We start from the raw sequence: 1,174 nt of genomic DNA, 5'->3' as shown, positions 1-1,174 counted from the left end.
CATTGGTAGATCATCAGAGTCAACCCACACTAGGGAGTCGAGTTTGGCTAATGCCTTGATTAAATTGGCGTTTTTCTCGAAGCGAAGTTTGTCGCTGTTATCTCCATTGTGCAGTAATGCAGGGATTGCTTTCGCTGGAGAGATGTCCATTTCGCCGCGAATGTTTCTGACGCCAATAATTACGTCTTTTAGCCATTCAACGTCTGCAAGGATCGATTCATCTATTTTGCTTTCATCGCTAACGGGGTAGCTTTGGGTCATGATGGTTGCACCCGACTTCGCAGCTAAAGGCGCTATTTTTTGCCAAATTTCTTCAGTGATATACGGCATGAAGGGGTGCGCTAGTCGTAAAATGGTCTCGAGTACGCGTACCAAGGTTCTGCGTGTTCCTGCAAGTTGCTCAGCAGAGCTGTTGGCATCATTTAGTGCAGGCTTGGCAAGCTCTAGATACCAGTCACAGTAATCGCTCCAAATAAAGTCGTAGAGAGTGTGGGATGCATGGTCAAGACGGAATTCGCTTATTGACTTATCAATGCTTGCTTCGGTTTGCTGTAGTCTCGAGATGATCCAGCGGTCAGCAATGGAAAGCTCATAATTATTATGATCGGTAGCACAGTCTTGACCTTCGACGTTCATTAAAACGTAACGCGCCGCATTCCAAATTTTGTTGCAGAAATTTCTGTAGCCTTCTAAACGCTTCATATCCCAGTTGATATCGCGTCCGGTTGAAGCGAGAGAGTAGAGCGTGAAGCGTAAGGCATCGGTGCCATGCGCCGATATTCCGTCTGCAAAGGCCTTACGCGTGCGCTTTTCGATTTTTTGCGCAAGCTGTGGCTGCATCATGTTACCTGTGCGCTTGCTAACAAGGGATTCAAGGTCGATGCCATCAATCATGTCTAAGGGATCAAGAACATTGCCTTTTGACTTGGACATCTTATCGCCATTCTCATCTCGAATCAGTCCAGTTACGTAGACGTACTTAAACGGAACTTGCGGTTGTCCATCTTCATCCTTCATAAAGTGCATGGTCATCATGATCATGCGCGCTACCCAGAAAAAGATGATATCAAAGCCCGTCACCAAAACATCGGTAGGGTGGAATGTTTTGAGGCGTTCTGTCGCTTCTGGCCAGCCTAGGGTACCGAATGTCCAAAGAGCGGAAGAGAACCATGTG

At 46.8% G+C, this 1,174-nt stretch carries 1 protein-coding gene; it reads right to left on the bottom strand.

Features of this window, described 5'->3' with window-relative positions:
* Window positions 1–1,174 (bottom strand): class I tRNA ligase family protein (locus tag A3751_RS14435; RefSeq protein WP_156492482.1); only part of this gene is annotated, 1,174 nt, incomplete at both ends.

The organism is Oleiphilus sp. HI0080 (genome assembly GCF_001635135.1).
This window is presented reverse-complemented; position numbering and strand designations above follow the sequence as displayed.